Source organism: Mycobacterium sp. IDUB_3 (assembly GCF_055419585.1).
The window spans coordinates 1,152,585-1,168,999 of the sequence record NZ_JBVAXZ010000001.1 but is presented as its reverse complement, the minus strand read 5'-3'; the positions used below and the strand labels follow the sequence as shown (position 1 = coordinate 1,168,999).

At 66.6% G+C, this 16,415-nt stretch carries 16 protein-coding genes; 8 read left to right on the top strand and 8 right to left on the bottom strand.

Annotation, left to right across the window (positions count from 1 at the left end; all coding sequences use genetic code 11):
* Positions 1–228 precede the first annotated feature (228 nt).
* The 3 genes from ACZYVJ_RS05085 to ACZYVJ_RS05075 all read left to right on the top strand — a co-directional run bounded on the left by ACZYVJ_RS05085 (position 229) and on the right by ACZYVJ_RS05075 (position 3,446).
* On the top strand, positions 229–942 hold the full coding sequence (locus tag ACZYVJ_RS05085) for a VIT1/CCC1 transporter family protein (protein WP_463830035.1): 714 nt from the start codon (positions 229–231) through the stop codon (positions 940–942).
* A gap of 109 nt (positions 943–1,051) precedes the next feature.
* Positions 1,052–1,894, top strand: a complete 843-nt coding sequence (locus ACZYVJ_RS05080; RefSeq protein WP_463832843.1) for a thioesterase family protein — start codon at positions 1,052–1,054, stop codon at positions 1,892–1,894.
* A 19-nt stretch (positions 1,895–1,913) separates the two neighbouring features.
* On the top strand, positions 1,914–3,446 hold the full coding sequence (locus ACZYVJ_RS05075) for a class I adenylate-forming enzyme family protein (RefSeq protein WP_463830034.1): 1,533 nt from the start codon (positions 1,914–1,916) through the stop codon (positions 3,444–3,446).
* Between the two features lie 68 nt (positions 3,447–3,514).
* On the opposite strand, the gene ACZYVJ_RS05070 is transcribed toward ACZYVJ_RS05075, so the two are convergent.
* Positions 3,515–4,135, bottom strand: coding sequence for a TIGR03085 family metal-binding protein (locus ACZYVJ_RS05070; RefSeq protein WP_463830033.1), 621 nt, complete (start codon positions 4,133–4,135; stop codon positions 3,515–3,517).
* A 104-nt stretch (positions 4,136–4,239) separates the two neighbouring features.
* On the opposite strand from ACZYVJ_RS05070, the gene htpG reads away from it, so the two are divergent.
* The 3 genes from htpG (at position 4,240) to ACZYVJ_RS05055 (ending at position 7,540) form a co-directional block, all read left to right on the top strand.
* Positions 4,240–6,186, top strand: a complete 1,947-nt coding sequence (gene htpG, locus ACZYVJ_RS05065) for a molecular chaperone HtpG (RefSeq protein WP_463830032.1) — start codon at positions 4,240–4,242, stop codon at positions 6,184–6,186.
* Positions 6,187–6,254: 68 nt separating this feature from the next.
* On the top strand, positions 6,255–6,470 hold the full coding sequence (locus ACZYVJ_RS05060; RefSeq protein ID WP_463830031.1) for a hypothetical protein: 216 nt from the start codon (positions 6,255–6,257) through the stop codon (positions 6,468–6,470).
* Between the two features lie 47 nt (positions 6,471–6,517).
* Positions 6,518–7,540, top strand: coding sequence for a TIGR03617 family F420-dependent LLM class oxidoreductase (locus tag ACZYVJ_RS05055; protein WP_463830030.1), 1,023 nt, complete (start codon positions 6,518–6,520; stop codon positions 7,538–7,540).
* Here ACZYVJ_RS05055 and ACZYVJ_RS05050 read toward each other — a convergent pair.
* The 3 genes from ACZYVJ_RS05050 to ACZYVJ_RS05040 all read right to left on the bottom strand — a co-directional run bounded on the left by ACZYVJ_RS05050 (position 7,530) and on the right by ACZYVJ_RS05040 (position 11,476).
* The gene (locus ACZYVJ_RS05050; protein ID WP_463830029.1) at positions 7,530–9,200 is read right to left on the bottom strand and encodes an NRAMP family divalent metal transporter; all 1,671 of its coding nucleotides are present in this window, start codon (positions 9,198–9,200) and stop codon (positions 7,530–7,532) included. The two genes, ACZYVJ_RS05055 and ACZYVJ_RS05050, sit on opposite strands and share 11 nt — an antisense overlap.
* The gene (locus ACZYVJ_RS05045) at positions 9,197–10,531 is read right to left on the bottom strand and encodes a magnesium transporter MgtE N-terminal domain-containing protein (RefSeq protein WP_463830028.1); all 1,335 of its coding nucleotides are present in this window, start codon (positions 10,529–10,531) and stop codon (positions 9,197–9,199) included. Before ACZYVJ_RS05045 ends, ACZYVJ_RS05050 begins: the two co-directional genes overlap by 4 nt.
* 192 nt (positions 10,532–10,723) lie before the next feature.
* A complete protein-coding gene (locus ACZYVJ_RS05040) occupies positions 10,724–11,476 on the bottom strand; it encodes a sensor domain-containing protein (RefSeq protein WP_463830027.1) in 753 nt (250 codons plus the stop codon).
* A 68-nt stretch (positions 11,477–11,544) separates the two neighbouring features.
* Here ACZYVJ_RS05040 and ACZYVJ_RS05035 point away from each other — a divergent pair, with 68 nt between their 5' ends.
* Positions 11,545–11,913, top strand: coding sequence for a bleomycin resistance protein (locus tag ACZYVJ_RS05035; protein WP_463830026.1), 369 nt, complete (start codon positions 11,545–11,547; stop codon positions 11,911–11,913).
* Positions 11,914–11,915: 2 nt separating this feature from the next.
* Here ACZYVJ_RS05035 and ACZYVJ_RS05030 read toward each other — a convergent pair whose 3' ends face one another.
* From ACZYVJ_RS05030 to ACZYVJ_RS05020, 3 genes are all read right to left on the bottom strand, one after another.
* Positions 11,916–12,812 carry a DMT family transporter gene (locus ACZYVJ_RS05030; protein ID WP_463830025.1) on the bottom strand — a complete coding sequence of 299 codons (897 nt, stop codon included), beginning with the start codon at positions 12,810–12,812 and terminating at the stop codon, positions 11,916–11,918.
* A gap of 105 nt (positions 12,813–12,917) precedes the next feature.
* On the bottom strand, positions 12,918–13,310 hold the full coding sequence (locus tag ACZYVJ_RS05025; RefSeq protein ID WP_463830024.1) for a DoxX family protein: 393 nt from the start codon (positions 13,308–13,310) through the stop codon (positions 12,918–12,920).
* Between the two features lie 20 nt (positions 13,311–13,330).
* Complete coding sequence (locus ACZYVJ_RS05020; RefSeq protein WP_463830023.1) at positions 13,331–14,461, bottom strand: NDMA-dependent alcohol dehydrogenase; 1,131 nt, start codon at positions 14,459–14,461, stop codon at positions 13,331–13,333.
* A 148-nt stretch (positions 14,462–14,609) separates the two neighbouring features.
* On the opposite strand from ACZYVJ_RS05020, the gene ACZYVJ_RS05015 reads away from it, so the two are divergent.
* Positions 14,610–15,785, top strand: a complete 1,176-nt coding sequence (locus tag ACZYVJ_RS05015) for a thiolase family protein (protein ID WP_463830022.1) — start codon at positions 14,610–14,612, stop codon at positions 15,783–15,785.
* 27 nt (positions 15,786–15,812) lie between these two features.
* Here the strand turns inward: ACZYVJ_RS05015 and ACZYVJ_RS05010 are convergent, their stop codons facing one another.
* Complete coding sequence (locus ACZYVJ_RS05010; protein WP_463832842.1) at positions 15,813–16,403, bottom strand: hypothetical protein; 591 nt, start codon at positions 16,401–16,403, stop codon at positions 15,813–15,815.
* Positions 16,404–16,415: the final 12 nt, after the last annotated feature.

Genomic DNA, 16,415 nt, shown 5'->3' with positions numbered 1-16,415 from the left:
ATAGCTTTCCTATGGACTGGCTGTGACTCGCCGATGCAGAACTTTTGGTCGGACGCTCCGGCCCTACGGTGGTTCGGCACACAACTCCGCCAGCGCGCAGCGACCGCCGCGCCCGTCGGCACCAGGCGTTATGAGCGCGGATCGAGGCGTTGTCAGCCGGCGTGCGGGCTGGTTTGGAAAGGCTATGTTGGCTAGTCGGCCAGGGTTTTCCTCTATATGGTTGCGGCCGTGCCGAGCGCGTCACACCCGCACGAACCCCACGTCGGTTCGGTGTCGTCGAAGTTGAACTGGCTGCGCGCGGGCGTCCTGGGCGCCAATGACGGGATCGTCTCCACCGCGGGCATCGTCGTGGGGGTCGCGGCCGCCACCGCCGACCGCGCCCCCATATTGACCGCCGGCACCGCGGGACTGGTCGCTGGGGCGGTGTCGATGGCGCTGGGCGAATACGTCTCCGTCAGCACTCAGCGCGACACCGAGAAGGCGTTGTTGAGCCAGGAGCGTCGCGAACTGCGCGACGATCCCGTCGCCGAATTGGATGAGCTCGCCACGCTGTACGAGGCGAAGGGCCTGACGCCGGCGACCGCGCGCACGGTGGCCGAGGAACTCACCGACCACAATCCGCTGCTCGCCCACGCCGAGGTCGAGTTGGGCATCAACCCCGAGGAGCTGACGAACCCGTGGCAGGCGGCATCGTCGTCGGCGCTCTCGTTTGCGATTGGGGCGTTGTTGCCGTTGATCGCGATCCTGGTCCCGCCTACGACGTGGCGGGTCCCGGTCACCGTCGCCGCGGTAATGATTGCACTGGTGATCACCGGAGCGGTCTCGGCCGGTTTGGGCGGGGCGCCGAAAAGCCGCGCGGTGCTGCGCAACGCCGTCGGCGGCAGTGTCGCGTTGGCGATCACGTACGCGATCGGTCATCTGGTAGGCGCCGCCATCGGCTGACCTGGTGGTCGCGGTGCGGTGCGCGTCCGGCGACTGGAAGCGCAACTGTAACATCGACAGTTGCGGTCCTCAGCAGAGCCCGCAATCCCATCACGCGGAGGGTCATGCAGTGGCCGAACCCCATATCGTGCCGGATGAAGCTCAATGGGCGGGACCGGCGCCGTATTTCGAGCGCGACGAAAAATATTTCGTGCCAACCAAAATCGCGCGCGGCGGATGGGGCCCGTCCCTCAGCGGCCATGTCGTCGGCGGACTCCTGGCGTGGGCGGTCGAGGATGCGGTTCACGATCCGCAACTGCAACCCGCGCGGTTGACCGTCGATCTGCCCCGGCCAACGGCGTTGGCGCCGCTTGAGGTGCACACGCAGGTGCGACAGGACCGACGTCGGTTGCGGCTGGTCGAGACCGTGATCATCCAGGACGGCGCCCCGGTGGCACAGGCGAGCGCACTGTTTCTGCGGCGCGGCGCGCAGCCCGACGGCCACGTCTGGTCACCGCCGGTGCAGATGCCCCCGATCCCGCTGGACGAGGCCTACTCGACGCTGTTCATGCGAACCTATGGCTGGGGATCCGACGTGCAGAACCCCGATCCGGACTGGCCCCAGACCGATGGCCCGAAGTACACCTGGATACACGAGACGCGCCCGTTGATCGACGACGAACCGCTCACCCCCTTCACCCGCGTGGCGATGGCCGGTGACATCACGGCCTCGATTGCCAACTGGGGCACCAACTCCCTGCAGTTCATCAATGTCGACTACACGCTCACGCTCAGCCGGCTGCCCGAGGGCGACCATATCGGGCTCGCCTCGCTGACGCATCACAGTCACGACGGGGTGGCCAACGGCTCGGCGGTCCTGGTGGACGCGAAGGGGCCAATCGGCACCGGCGTGTCCGTCGCGATCGCGCACTCGGGATTTCGTCCGCCCTCCGCCGATCCGTCCGCCGGGTGAGGTCGGAAGGGTAGGCACGGTGACGTTCTGGGCACTGATCGCCGATGCGGCGCAGCGGGGATCGAGCCGGCCACTTCTTGCCGATGAGCACGGACGCAGCCTGACCGCGCGTCAGCTACACGATGCCGCGTGTGCAACCGCGGCCGCCCTGGCCGAACGTGGCGTTGGCGCGGGCACCGTCGTGTCCTGGCAGCTGCCCACCACGCTGGAAACCATGGTGGTGACGGCCGCACTCACGCGACTCGGTGCGGTGCAGAACCCGATCATCCCCATCCTGCGGGAAAGCGAGGTCGGCTTCATCACCGGCCAGCTGGACACGGAATTTTTTGTGGTGCCGGAGTTTTGGCGCGGGTTCGATCACGGCGGGCTGGCGCGGGGATTATCGGCGGACAGGGGCTTCGAGGTCATCACCCTCGACCTGGCAACACCCCCGGCCGCCGGCGAGCTGCGGCTGCCCGGCGCGGGCGCCGAGGCCCTCCCGGCGCCACCGACATCCGCCGACGACGCCCGCTGGATCTACTACTCCTCGGGAACCACCGCGGCCCCCAAGGGGATCCGTCATACCGACACGTCGGTCATCGCCGGCTCGGCGGGCGTGGTGGGCATGGTCGGGGCCAACAGCAGCGACGTGGATCCGATCGCCTTCCCGATAGCACATATCGGTGGGGCCGCGATGCTGGCCACCGCGTTGCTGACCGGCATGCGATTGGCCCTGTTCGAGGCCTTCGATCCGGCCACCACGCCGTGGGCCATCGCCGCGCACAATCCGACGTTCCTGGGCACCGCGACCCCGTTCTTCGTCGCCTTCCTCGAAGCCCAACGCGCCGAAGGGGATCGGCCGCTGTTTCCCTCGCTCCGGGGCTGCCTGGCCGGAGGCGCACCCATCACCGCCGAACTGGGGCGCCAGGTCCGCGAAACCTTCGGCCTGGCCGGAATCGCCAACGCCTGGGGGATGACCGAGTTCCCCTGCGCGACTTCGCCCCCGCTGACCGCCGCGCCCGAGGTGCTCGACCATACCGTCGGGCCGCCGGTGCCCGGAGTCCAGGTCCGCGCGGTCGACAGCCACGGCGTCGAGCTGGGTCCTGGACAGGAAGGGGAGCTGCGGCTCAAGGGACCCCAGTGCTTCCTCGGCTACGCCGACCCGACACTCGACGCCGATGCGTTCGACAGCGACGGCTGGTTGCGCACAGGCGATCTCGGCCTGATCGATGCCGACGGCAACGTCCGCATCACCGGCCGCACCAAGGACGCGATCATCCGCAATGCCGAGAACATCTCGGCCCTCGAGATCGAGAATGCACTTGCCACCCATCCCGCCGTGGCCGATGTCGCGGTCATCGGGATTCCCGACCCGCGCACCGGCGAACGCGTCTGTGCCGTCGTGGTACCCGCGATGGCCGACGTTGTGTCATTGGAATCCCTTGTGCGACACTGCCAATCACAGGGCCTCAGCCGCTACAAACACCCCGAGCACCTGGTGGTCGTCGATACGCTGCCGCGCAATCAATTCGGCAAGGTGATCAAGAAAGACCTGCGCCAGGCCTTCGGGTAAGCACGAACTTTGATACCGCATGCGCTAGCACGTTTCACGACGCCGGCATGGTGCCGGCAGCGGCGGCCCTATAGCCCCTTGGGCGCATCGCGGACGGCTTGCACCGCCGCGGCATCACCGTCGAAGTCGACCTGCGCCTGTCGCCCCACGGAGAACAGCAGTAGCTCCTCGGGCGCCCCGGTCACCGTCACCGCCGGCCCCTGACCGGTGGTGAGCACCGTCTTGCCCTCCGAGGTGCGCAACGCCACCCGGCCGGGCACCTTTGCGAGGGTGAGCCGAGCCATCAACGGCAGGGTGCGCCGCAGCATCTTGGCCAGCGCGGGCTCCAGCGTGCGCGGCCGCCAGTCCGGCTGCGCGCGGCGCACGTCCTCGTGGTGGATGAACATCTCGGCAACATTGGCCACCGGGTCGAGCAATTTCAGCGGCGAATAGACCGGCGGGCCGGAGGCGAGCTTGCCGACCAGCTCGTCCCAATCGCTCTGCTCGGTCACCTGGTTCTGCACCTTCTCCGTGTGGGAGGCGAAGAAGGGAATCACGATGCCGGGCGCGGCATCGAGACGGTACTCACGGATCACCAGGTGGGCGGCCAGGTCCCGCGTCTGCCAGCCCTCGCACAGCGTGGGTGCGTCCGGCCCGACGCCGCGCATGGTTTCCACAAGGGCGGCACGTTCGCGTTGCGCAACAGACATGCGTTCAGCCTAGAGGCGGCCGCCCCCGAAGTGGACGGGTCCACCGAACACCAGTGGCCGGCGGCTCGGTAAATTTGAAACGTCATGTTGTCGAAGGGAATCTCATGAGCGCGCACGTCGAGCAGTTGGAGTTTCAGGCAGAAGCTCGGCAACTGCTGGATCTGATGGTCCACTCGGTCTACTCCAATAAGGACTCGTTCCTGCGGGAGCTGATCTCCAATGCTTCCGACGCGTTGGACAAGCTGCGGCTGGAGGCGTTCCGGAACAAGGACCTCGACGTCGACACTTCTGACCTGCACATCGAGATCGCCGTGGACAAGGATGCGCGCACCCTGACCATCCGCGACAACGGCATCGGGATGACCCGGGCAGAGGTGGTGGATCTGATCGGCACGCTGGCCAAGTCCGGCACAGCCGAGCTGCGCAAACAACTGCGCGAAGCGAAGAACGCCGCGGCCTCCGAGGAACTCATCGGTCAGTTCGGTATCGGTTTCTATTCGAGCTTCATGGTCGCCGACAAGGTCGAGCTGCTCACCCGCAAGGCGGGCGAGAGCGACGCCACCAAGTGGGAATCGAGCGGCGAGGGCACCTACACCATCGAATCGGTCGACGACGCCCCGCAGGGAACGTCGGTCATCCTGCACCTCAAGCCGGAAGACGCCGAGGACGAGCTGCACGACTACACCGCGGAGTTCAAGATCAGGAGCCTGGTCAAGAAGTACTCCGACTTCATCGCGTGGCCCATCCGGATGGATGTCGAGAGACGTGAACCGCCCGCCTCTGACGAAGAGGGAGCGGGCGGCGAGGAGACCGTCACCATCGAGACCGAGACCCTCAACTCGATGAAGGCCCTGTGGGCCAGGCCAAAAGAAGAGGTCTCCGAGGAGGAGTACAAGGAGTTCTACAAGCACATCGGACACGCGTGGGACGACCCGCTCGAGGTCATCGCGATGCGAGCCGAGGGCACCTTCGAGTACCAGGCGCTGCTGTTCATCCCGTCGCACGCCCCGTTCGACCTGTTCAACCGGGACGGCCAGACCGGGATCCAGCTGTACGTCAAGCGCGTGTTCATCATGGGCGACTGCGACGAGCTGATGCCCGAATACCTGCGCTTCGTCAAGGGCGTCGTTGACGCGCAGGACATGTCGCTCAACGTGTCGCGCGAGATCCTGCAACAGGATCGGCAGATCAAGGCCATCCGGCGGCGGTTGACCAAGAAGGTGCTCTCCACGATCAAGGATCTGCAGTCCGAGCGCCCGGAGGACTACCGCACCTTCTGGACGCAATTCGGCCGAGTCGTCAAGGAGGGCCTGCTGTCGGACTTCGACAACCAGGAGACGTTGCTGCAGATCTCGTCGTTCGCCTCGACGCACAGTGAGGAGGAGGCCACCACCCTCGCGCAATATGTCGAGCGCATGAAGGAAGGTCAGACGCAGATCTTCTACGCGACGGGGGAGTCACGTCAGCAGATCCTGAAGTCGCCGCACCTCGAGGCGTTCAAAGCCAAAGGCTACGAGGTGCTCCTGCTCACCGACCCGGTCGACGAGGTCTGGGTGGGGACCGTGACGGAATTCGACGGCAAGCCGCTGCAGTCCATCGCCAAGGGCGAGGTGGACCTCAGCGCCGACGGTGACGAGAGCGAGGCCGAGCGCGAGGAGCAGCAGAAGGAATTCGCCGACCTGCTCACCTGGCTGAAGGACACCTTGACCGACCACGTCAAGGAGGTCCGGCTGTCCACCCGCCTGACGGACTCGCCCGCCTGCCTGATCACCGACGCCTTCGGGATCACACCGGCACTTGCGCGCATGTACCGCGCCTCCGGGCAGGACATTCCGGTGGGCAAGCGGATCCTCGAACTCAATCCCAACCACCCGCTCGTCACCGGCCTGCGCCAGGCGCAAAAGAACGCGGACGACGACGCTAAGCTCGCTGAGGTCGCGGAGACCGCGGAATTGCTCTACGGCACAGCACTTCTTGCCGAAGGCGGCGCGCTCGACGACCCGGCGAGGTTTGCCGAGATCCTCGCCGCCCGGTTGGCTCGCACGGTGTAACCCGGGGTTTACCCGCAAATAAGCCATTTCTGGGATTGAAAACTCGCTGGCAGGGATACTTACATCCCATGCCTGCGTTTCGCGTTATCGACCCACGTGGCCGGGTCGTGGCGACGAAGAATTTTGCCAACGCGGAGGCCGCGTACGCCTGGTTCGTCAACTCCGTTGGCGGCAATACCGAGCTGGGTTGGCGCATGGAGGTCAACGACGACGGGCGATGGGCATTCTTCGATGACACCGAAGGATTCACCGCACCGGTGAGCCACCGACCAACGAAACGCTGAGACCCGCGCCGCGCATCGCGTTCTGACGTCGGACGTACGCTCCCAGCATGCATGTCGACGCGATGACGATTCCCCAGCCGCTCGGCCAAATCGGTGACCTTGCCCGGCGGACCCAATCCGCCGGGTTCTCCGGTCTGTTGTTCACCGAGACGGGCCGCACCGCATACCTGAATGCCGCCGTGGCGTCGCAGGCCGCGCCGGATCTGGAGTTGTCGACGGGCGTCGCTGTCGCGTTTCCGCGCAGTCCGTTCGTGACGGCCGCCGCGGCGTGGGAACTGCAGGAGGCCACCAAGGGGAGGTTCCGGCTGGGCCTGGGCACCCAGGTGCGCACCCACGTGGTGCGGCGTTACGGCACGGCCTTCGAGCGGCCCGGGCCGCGGTTGCGCGACTACTTGCTCGCCGTGAAGGCGTGCTTCACGGCGTTTCGCTCCGGCATCCTGGACCACCACGGCGACTTCTACGATCTCGACTTCATCACCCCGCAGTGGAGCCCGGGGCCCATCGACGCACCGGATCCCAAAGTCGATATCGCAGCGGTCAATCCGTGGATGCTGCGGATGGCGGGCGAAGTCGCCGACGGCGTCCATGTCCACCCGATCGGCGAACCGGGCTACCTGGTCCGGCACGTGCTGCCGACGGTCGCCGAAGGCGCGGCCAAGGCGGGTCGTTCACCATCAGACATCGCGATCATCGTGCCCGTCATGACGATCGTCGGCGACAACGACGAAGAGCGCGATCGGCAACGCGAGGTCGTGCGCGCCAGCATGGCCTTCTACGGCAGCACACCCAACTACGCATTCATCTGGGACGAGGCGGGTTTCGAGGGCACGACCGCCCGGATCCGGGAGAAGCAGAAGGCCGGCGACTTCGCCGGGATGGCGGCCCAGGTCAGCGACGATCACATCGCGGTCTTCGCCACCGAGTCGACCTGGGACGGGCTGGCCGATGCGCTGACCGCGAAATACGCCGGAGCGGCAACGCGGTTGGTGATGTACAACTCCGTCGCCGATCAGGACCGCTTCGAGCGGTACGGCGAGGTAGCCCGCCGGATACAAGCGGTCAGCGGCTGAGCTGAATGGCCTTGACCACCAACAGCAACGCCCCGACCACCAGATAGGCGCGCAGCGCGATCATCGCGAGCCGCGTTCCGGGCGACCAGGTGACCGGCTCGAGCAGTGCCAGCGGCGGCATGCGCCAGGTGTTGCGGTCGACGCCGCGCGCCGGAAGTTGTGGCTGGGGCCGCGCCGGCTGCCGGCGAGCCACCCAACGCAGCACCGGCGCCGCGGCCGCCGCGAGAATGACCAGCGCCAGCGTCAGGTAGCCCGCAACCGCAACGACGTTGAGATCGGGAAACAGCGTGGTAGCCATCAAGATTCCGGACAGCAGCAGCAGGACACCCACGATCAGGGCGGCGACCCAATTGAGCCAGGACCGATTCACCCAGGGCCCCAACACCTCTCGGTCGTTGCACAGCAGCAGCAGAAACACGCTGGCGCTGGGCAGCAAGAGGCCGGCAAGGGCCTGTACGGCGGTGGTGATCAACCCCAGCGGGGCGCCCGGAATCAGCACGACGGCCGCGGCCAGCACCACCATCGCGGTGTAGGACAGGTAGAACTGCTTGGCGTCGGAGAAGCCGCGGTGCAGCGAATGCTTGAGACCGAACACGTCCCCGAAGGCATAACTGGTGGCCAGGGTCACCGCGGCGGCCCCGATGATCGAGGCGTCCATCAGCACGATGGCAAAGATCGAGCCGAGTATCGGGCGGTGCTCGCCCAGCAGATGCGCGGTGGCGCCGGCGTCGCTGAAGCCGCCAATGGTGTTGGTGGAGCGCGCCGCCCACTCACCGGTCATCATCAGCGCGGCGGCGCCGACCACCACTACGAGGGCGCCCAGCACGGTGTCCGCGCGTTCGTAGCCCATGAACCGGGGGGTGATGCGCTTGTCGACGACATTGGACTGCTGGAAAAACAGCTGCCACGGCGCGACGGTGGTGCCGACGATGGCGATGATCAGCAGCACCGCGTCCGAACTGATTCCGCCCGAAATGCCGGGCACCACAAACGACTTCGCCGCGTGCCCCCACTGCGGATGTGACATCAGCAGCATCGGGATCTGCAGCAGCGTGACGGCGATGAAAATGAACATGGCCCGCTCCCATCGGCGGAAGCTGCCGCTGGCCATGATCGCCACCAACGCCACCGCCGAGATCGGTACCGCAACGTATTTGGAGACGCCGATGTATTCGGCGGCCAGGCTGATGCCGATGAACTCGGTGACGATGGTCAAGAAGTTGAGCAGGAACAGGTCGCCGACCGAAAACCAGCCCCAGCCGCGGCCGAAGCGTTCGTTGATCAGCCGGGCGTGCCCGACCCCCGTGACCGCGCCGAGTCGCACCACCATTTCCTGGTTGACGATGAGCACCGGGATCAGCAGCAGCAGCACCCACAGCAGCGAGTAGCCGTAGTTCTGGCCGGCTTGGGCGTAGGTGGCGACCCCGCCCGCGTCGTTGTCACCGACCATCACGATGATGCCGGGTCCGACGATCGCGAGCAGGGTCAGCAGCCGCGTCCGCCAGGTCCGGGCATGCTCGGTCTCCCCGACGCTGATGCGCCCGAACGCGCCCTCGATATCACCCAGATGCGCGTTGTCCAGCACCGCGGTGTGCCGCGTTGGTGCCGGCTCGGAGCGCTGCACGTCGGCCTGGGTGGTGTCCTCGCCGCCAGAACTCACTGCGGGGATCCTCCCGTGGGCGGTGTGTCGCGGTCGTCGGCGGCGATTTCGCGAATGGGGCGCGGCGCGGGCTCGCGGCGTCGCCAGTCTTCGGGAATGGTCGCCTCCAGCACGTCGTCGACGGTCACCACGCCGAGTAGGCGGTCCTGCTCGTCGACAACGGGGATGGAGTAGAGGTTGAAATCGGCCATCAGCAGCGCGATATCGGTCAGGTCCGCGACGGCGTTCACCCGGACCGGGTCGGAATCCATTAGCGCTTCCAGCTTTTCAGCGGGATCGACCTGCAACAGGGTGATCACTGAAACCACGCCGTCAAGACGCTTGTCCTCGTCGAGCACGTGCACCTTGATCAGCGCTTCCGGCTGGATGCTGCGCGAGGCGGCAATCAGCGCCAGCGCCTCGCCCGCGGTGGCGGTGGCCGGACACGTCACGGAGTCGACATTCATTAGCCCGCCGGCACTTTCGGGGTTGAACCCCATCAAGGTGATCACCTTGGTACGTTGCGGGGCGGGCATCAGCTCGAGGACACGGCGGCGTCGTGACTGGCGTAGGTCGGCGATCGCGTCGGCGGCATCGTCGGCGCGCATCCGGCCCAATAGCGCGGCGACCTCGTTGTCCGGCATGTCGTCGAGCAGCCGGCTGGCTTTTTCCGGGTCCAACTCTTCGAAGACGTCGGCTTCCAACTCCGGGTCGCTGTGCACCCGATCGAGAATCTCGCCGCCCTCGGCCTTGTCCGCCTCCTCGAGAAGGTCGGCGATCTCGGCGGCCTTGAGGTCACCGAACCGATCCGACAGACGGCGGACGGCATCGGAGCGCGCGTGGCCGATCAGCGGCTCGAACGCCTTCCAATCGCGAGACGCGTGCCCGCCCGAATGCTTGATCAGCCCGAACAACCGTGGTGGACGGCGGGTATCCAGGCGGGTGACCATCCAGCCCTCGCCGGTCCGTTCCAGCTCGACGTCGTAGGCGCGCACCAGTTCGACGGTCGCCACGTCGATCAATCGGTGGCCCAAAACGTCGGTGCGCAACAGCACCTCACCCTCGCGGCGTTCGAACCCGCGAAGGTCAACCTTATTCTTGGTCAACAGAACTCGGTCCGCGGAGTACTCGTCGATGGACTTGTCGCCGATGAAAACCCGGCGTCCGCCGACCCCGGCCACGATCCCGGCCACCAGCGGATACTCCTCGGCACCGCGCAGCCGCACGATCACGTCCTCGACGCGCCCCACTGTCTCTCCGGCACGGGCCAACACGGGGGCGCGCAACAACTGCGAGAGATGGATGACCTGCTGGCCGGCGTGCGGCTTGGACGCCTTCTCCGATAGGGCCATTTTCCCTCCTCAAGGCGGTACGACCGAACCCGCGGACAAAGTACCCGAATTGAGCGTCGCGGCGCCATGTGCGGCTTGGATTCGATCGTGGGACCGTCTCGGCCGCCAGAGCATACGCTCCCGCCGCCGCAGACGGCTACAGCCAATAGGTAAACGGCAGAAGGCTATTGGGTTTGCCGCGCCCCGGCGATCCTATTGCTTGTCGACTTTTCCGGCGATCTGGTTGGCGATGCTGACGCCGAGGTCCCCGACGTCCTTACGGCACGCGTCGATATCGATGACGACGTTGTTGCGGACGGTCAGCGCCCGCTGGCAGGGCACCGTCACGTTCGCGCCGTTTCCGACGATGGCCAAGGTCACCGGAACGCTCAAAACTCCATTGGCGTTGGAAACCTGGCCCACCTTCCACTGAAGTGCCGGTTTGCCGTCGGCGGCGGGAACGGTGTCCTGACGGTTGGCGCAGGCGGGCCAGCGCTGGGCCGACGTTGTGAAGAACGAGCTCGCCTGTTCGGGGGACGGGAACAGCACTACGAGCTGATACACCTCAGGGCTTTCCATTTGTTCCGCACCTACGGGCGCGGGCGCCTCGTCGTGATAGCCGTAAACCGCGGTGCTCCCGCTGTCGGCGTAAACGGACGCCAACGCCGCATGCACGGTGTACCGGCATTCAGCGGGGAATGTGTAGTCCTCGCGCTTGAACGGATCTTCCAACAACGTGGTGATCGGTGGATCGCTCGAGGTTCCCGTGGCACCCAGCACGGTGTCGATGTCGTTCGGCGAGAGCATCAGATCGGGCAACGCTGCCTGCGCCAGGGGAGTCTTGGACGAAGCCGTCGTGGTGGTGGCCGACGACGAAGCGCTGCCGCCCTTGTTGTCACCGCCGCACCCGGCGACCAGTATTGCGGCGGCGGCAACGACGACAGCCGCGGTCAGCTGGCTCCTCATGCGCATGGAGCTTACGACGGCATCCAACGGTCGCGAGCGAGATCGGATTTAACCGTTATGTTCGTTGTGTGTCCGCAGTCGACTTCACCTCGGTATCCCCGATCGTCCCGGTTCGGGACCTGGACGTTGCACTCGGCCGGTACCGCCGGCTCGGCTTCGACGCCCGCGCATACGAAGGCCCAGAACGGTACGGATTCGCCGATCGCGGGCAGGTGTCGATCCACCTCACCGAATGGGCCGAGCACGATCCCCTGCGCACGGCCGCCAGCGTGTACTTCTACGTCAGTGACGCCGACGGCCTGTACGCGGAGTGGGCGGCACTGGAAAATCTCGACGGTCGCCTCGTCGCCCCGCAGGACACGCCGTATGGCTTACGCGAATTCGCCTACATCGATCCCGACGGCACCGCGCACCGGGTCGGCTCGCGGCTGAGTTGACCTCAGGCCTTATCCGTTGCGGGAGAGGGCTTTTCGTCAGGGGATGGGGCATAGCTGGCCTGGCTGTGGGCCAGCGCCACCGTCGCCGCCGCCATCAGGCACACCGACAAGCCCAAGATCACCCAGCCGATGTCGTTGGTCTGCAGCGTCTCGCCCAGCACCGACACACCGAGCACCGATCCGACGATGGGCTCGGCGACGGTGACCGCCGGCAGCGACGCGGTGAGCGGGCCGGCCCGAAAGGCCGATTGCTCCCAGGCGGTGGCCGCGATCGCCAGCACCACCCACACGTACAACTCGGGTGCGCGCAACAACGCCGGGATGCCGCGGTCGAGTTGGTCCACCACGCCCTTGGTCAGCACCGAAAACAGTCCCCACAGCGAGCCGGACATCAGGCCGAGCAACAGTGCACCGACCGAACCGGGGAACATCCGCGCGCCGATCACGCACAGGATCAGCGCGGGTCCCATGACCAACGCCACGATGGTCCATGTCTGCACCGACCCGCGCGGGGCACCCTGCTGGGGGTTACCGACCGTCACCACCACCGCGACCGCCGCGGCAAGCAAAACCGCCCAAATGCCTTGCCGGCGTGTGATTCTGCGGTGGTTCACCCTCGCGCTGATGAGCAATGCGAACAGCAACGACGTCACCAGCAGCGCCTGCACCAGCACCACCGAGCCCAGGCCCAGCGCCGCGGCCTGGAAGCCGAACCCGGCGCCGGCCACCAGGCTGCCTGTCCACCATTGCCGGTCGCGCAACAGCCGGCGGAACAGGGTGAAGGTGCCGACGGGCTTATCGGTGACCTGTTGAGCGGATCGCTGCTGGACGACGTCGCCGGCGCCGACCATCAGCGCGGCCGCCATCGCGAGCATTGCGGCGATGGCCGTTCTGCGCACGAGACCTCCTATGCCCTTGGCTGAGAATTCCGCTTGGGAAGCAACCGCTTTGCGTCACCGTCGCGCGCGCCGGTCAAACCGCTGCCAACGCCGGCCCGGTTAACGTCAGCTGTTGCGCCGGATCTTGAGCGCGGTGGTGATCATGGGAATCTGCAGCGGCAGCCGGGCCAGGGCGACGATCCGCATCGGCCACGGCTTCTCCCACCACAACCGGCACATGTTGACGTTGCCCGGGAAGACGCCGACGAACAGCGCGACGGCGGCCAGCGCGGCGGCCCGCCGGGTGCGCTGCGGCACCAGCAGTGCTCCGACCGCCAGCTCGGCCACCCCCGACGCGTAGGTGTAGAGCCGGGGGCTCCCCGGCAGCTCGACCGGGATGATGGAGTCGAACGGTTTGGGCGCGACGAAGTGCAGGGTGCCGACGCCGAGCAGCATCGCCGCGACCCGGTAGGCGAGTCGCGGGGTGGTGTCACGGACAGCGAGGGGTCTGATGGTCATCAGGTCATTGTGCCCACCGATTACGCGCGGTCGGCGTCGGTATAGCGGATGATGCCGCGAATGTTGCGGCCCTCGAGCATATCGCGATAGCCGTCGTTGATCTGCTCGAGTGTGTATTCGCGCGTGACCATGTCATCGAGGTTGAGCTGCCCCAGCTTGTACAGCTCGAGAATCGCGGGGATGTCGTACTGGGGGTTGCCGCCACCAAAGATGCTGCCCTGCAAGCTCTTCTGCAACAGCGAGAGGCCCGCGAGGTTGAGGGTGACATCGTTGGCCATAACGCTGGCCATGCCGGTGAGGCAGCACACCCCGCCCTTGGCCGTCAGCCCCATCCACGATTCGACGTCTTTGCCCGCCACATGACCCACGGTGACGATCACCCTGTGGCACATGAAACCTCGCGTCGCCTCGGCGATGCCGGCCGCAGCGCTGCCCACGTCCGCGAAAGCCGCTGTGGCGCCGAACTTGAGCGACTGCTCGCGCTTCCATTCATACGGGTCGACGGCAAATATGCGCCGCGCCCCGGCGATGCGGGCACCCTGCAGCGCCGCGACCCCGACGCCGCCGATGCCGATGACCGCGACGTCCTCACCCGGCGCGACTGCCGCGCTGCGCACCGCCGAGCCGTAGCCGGTGGTCACCCCGCAGCCCACCAGGCAGGCCACATCGAACGGGATCGACGGGTCGATCTTGACCACCGAGGTGTGGTGCACCACCACGTAAGGCGCGAAGGTTCCCAGCAGCGACATCGGGATGACGTCGCGGCCCCCGGCGGTGACGCGAAACGATCCGTCGGAGACCGATTGACCCGACAGCAGGCCCATGCCGAGGTCGCACAGATTGCGCAATCCCGTCTGGCACGGTGTGCATTTCCCGCAGGACGGGATGAAGGACATGACGACATGATCGCCGACGGCCAGGTGTTCGACGCCCTCGCCGATCTCGGTGATGATGCCGGCGCCCTCGTGCCCGCCCAGCACCGGATAGCTCGGGATGGGGAAGTCGCCCGTCATCAGATGGTGGTCGGAGTGGCACAGTCCGGCCGTTTCCAGCTGAACGGTCACCTCGCCGTGGCGGGGGTCGCCGATTTCGATCTCGTCGATCGACCATGGCTCGTTCAGTTCCCAGACCAGCGCACCTTTGGTCTTCAACGGCTTGGCCTCCGTGTTTACCCGAACCGCTTAATTGTTAGCGCCGTCACAGGAGCCCGGCCTACTGAATTTAGACCATTACTATTGCCTATACAGTATTTGATACGATTCGCGGCGTCTGACCGCCCACAACAACGAGGTTGAGAACATGGGAACACCCGTCATCGTCGGAGCCGCACGGACCGCGATCGGCCGTTCGTTTAAGGGCACGCTGGTCAACACGCCGCCCGAGACCCTGATCACGGCCGTGCTGCCCGAGGTGGTCCGCAGGTCGGGCGTCGACCCCGCGGATGTCGATGACATCATCTTCGCCGAATCCCATTACGGCGGTGGAGATCTCGCACGTTACGCGGCGACCGCGACGGGCCTGGAGCACGTTCCGGGGCAGTCGGTCAACCGGCACTGCGCGGGCAGCCTCACCGCCATCGGCAACGCCGCGGCGCAGATCGGCTCCGGCATGGAGCGCGTGCTCATCGCCGGCGGTGTGCAGTCGCTGTCAATGACGCCGTTGACCAACTGGCGGATCCCGGGTCCCGAGCTGAAGTTCGAGGAGCGCTGGATGCCGCCGACGCACGTCGAGACGCCGGACGCGCCCGCCAAGGACATGTCCATCACGGTGGGCTGGAACACCGCGCAGGCGGTCGGGATCACGCGCGAGGAGATGGACGCCTGGGCGGCCCGCTCGCATCAGCGCGCCGTCGCGGCCCAGGACGCCGGCAAGTTCACCGACGAGATCCTGCCGCTGAAGATCACCCAGTTCGACGGCTCGGTCACCGAGTTCGCGGTGGACGAGCATCCGCGTCGCGACACCACCGTCGAGAAGCTCGCCGGCCTCAAGGTGCTGCACCCCGAAATCGAGGGCTTCTCGATCACGGCGGGCAACAGCAGTGGCACCAACGACGCCGCCGCCGGGGTGGCCCTGGTCGATCGGGACTACGCCGCGGCCAACAACCTCAACGTCATGGGCACCGTCAAGGCGTGGGCCGCCGCCGGCGTACCGGCCCGCGATTGTGGCCTCGGCGCTGTCAAGGTCATCGGTAAGGTGCTGCAGCGAGCCGGTCTGTCGCCCGGCGACGTGGCGTTATGGGAGATCAACGAGGCGTTCGCGTCCGTCCCGATCGCGGCGTGCCGCGAATACGGCATCGACGAGGAGAAGGTGAACTTCTCCGGTAGCGGCTGCAGCCTGGGTCACCCGATCGCGGCCTCGGGTGCGCGCATGGTGACTACTTTGGTCTATGAGCTCGCCCGCCGCGGCGGCGGCATCGGCGTGGCCGCGATGTGTGCCGGTGGCGGCCAGGGTGGCGCTGTCGTCATCGAGGTCTAGCGGCGATCGCGAGGGCTTTCGCACCGGCTAGTTGCAGAATGTGTAGCCGATGAATTCGGTGCCGCGCGTGTCGCCGCTCGAGTAATTGGCGAAGTGCACGGCCGGCGCGCCGTTGTACTGAGTGTTCATCTTCTGCACGTTCGGCGGTGGAGTGCCTTTGGGGAAGGCCAGAATCATATCGGCGAAGATCTCCAGGCCGACCTGGCAGATGGCCTCGCGCCGCGGCTGCTGTGGATTCCACGCGTGCACGACCACCGGTTCGGTCAGCTGAGATCCCGCCGCGCAATTCGGGTCACAGAGCTTGAACACCGCCGTGCCCGTCCCGTCGGCGCCCTGCGGTCCCCAGGAACTCCACGACATGTCCTGCAGCGCAACGGCCACGCTGGCGCAGCCCAACACGTTGAGCCGCTTCGGCCGCGCGACGGGCGGGACGGACGGGTTGTAGCAGCCCGGGATGGCGAAGCTCTCCGGCGCTGACGGCGACGGCTGGGTGCGGGGCGCCGTCGCGCTCTGCTGGCCATGGGTCAGCTGCAGGCCCACCACGGTGAGGACACCGACCAGCACCACTGCCGTCACAATGCCGGCCCCGATCAATCGCCCCCGCGAGGTGTGCCGCAACCGCTTCGATAA

Coding starts and splice junctions, on each gene's coding strand:
- ACZYVJ_RS05070 (WP_463830033.1), bottom strand. CDS start 4,135: ATGTCTGTTGCGCAACGCGAACGTGCCGCCCTTGTGGAAACCATGCGC.
- ACZYVJ_RS05025 (WP_463830024.1), bottom strand. CDS start 13,310: ATGACCATCAGACCCCTCGCTGTCCGTGACACCACCCCGCGACTCGCC.
- ACZYVJ_RS05045 (WP_463830028.1), bottom strand. CDS start 10,531: ATGGCCCTATCGGAGAAGGCGTCCAAGCCGCACGCCGGCCAGCAGGTC.
- ACZYVJ_RS05060 (WP_463830031.1), top strand. CDS start 6,255: ATGCCTGCGTTTCGCGTTATCGACCCACGTGGCCGGGTCGTGGCGACG.
- ACZYVJ_RS05015 (WP_463830022.1), top strand. CDS start 14,610: ATGGGAACACCCGTCATCGTCGGAGCCGCACGGACCGCGATCGGCCGT.
- ACZYVJ_RS05040 (WP_463830027.1), bottom strand. CDS start 11,476: ATGAGGAGCCAGCTGACCGCGGCTGTCGTCGTTGCCGCCGCCGCAATA.
- htpG (WP_463830032.1), top strand. CDS start 4,240: ATGAGCGCGCACGTCGAGCAGTTGGAGTTTCAGGCAGAAGCTCGGCAA.
- ACZYVJ_RS05055 (WP_463830030.1), top strand. CDS start 6,518: ATGCATGTCGACGCGATGACGATTCCCCAGCCGCTCGGCCAAATCGGT.